The 499-nt window shown below is 42.9% G+C and carries 1 protein-coding gene; it reads right to left on the reverse strand.

What is annotated here, in order from left to right; all coding sequences use genetic code 11:
- Positions 1 to 317: hypothetical protein (locus CG11_RS26425; RefSeq protein ID WP_052599915.1), on the reverse strand; the 317-nt coding region annotated here is incomplete at its 3' end.
- Between the last annotated feature and the right edge of the window lie 182 nt (positions 318 to 499).

Raw genomic sequence — 499 nt, forward strand, 5'->3', positions numbered from 1 at the left:
GTGTCGTTTAACATCGTTTGCAAACTTGGAATGGTGGTAAAACAAAAATACTGTCCTGTTGCTCGACATTCCTCGTACAGCTCTCGTTGATGCTTTTTGATGTCTTCCATCGTGGGCGCTACGGCTCGAATGATGGCGTGAAATAAATCATGGGTGTACGGCGTTACTCGCTTGTCGCCTTTTTTGCGCTCTTTTTGATAGGTTTCCATCTTATCTTTTCCTGCGTGATAGGTCGCTTTTTTGTCGATCATATCAAAAAAACTCCTTTCAAGGGAACCTTTAAAAACCGTTGGCTGTATGTCTATCTGTTGACTCATTGATTGGGTTGAAAGAGGGCAAGTCTTTCCTTCGATTGCCCTCTTGTTAAAAACAGTAAAATTCTATCGGCATATACGTCGCCGTAACGAATCCGCTTGCGCTTGATTTCTCGTAACTGGGAAGAGAATTGAACCCTTCTGAATGCGAACACACACACATTCTAAACCTTTCCAGTTGACCA

The sequence above is a fragment of the Aureispira sp. CCB-QB1 genome, from assembly GCF_000724545.1.
Lineage (GTDB): Bacteria > Bacteroidota > Bacteroidia > Chitinophagales > Saprospiraceae > Aureispira.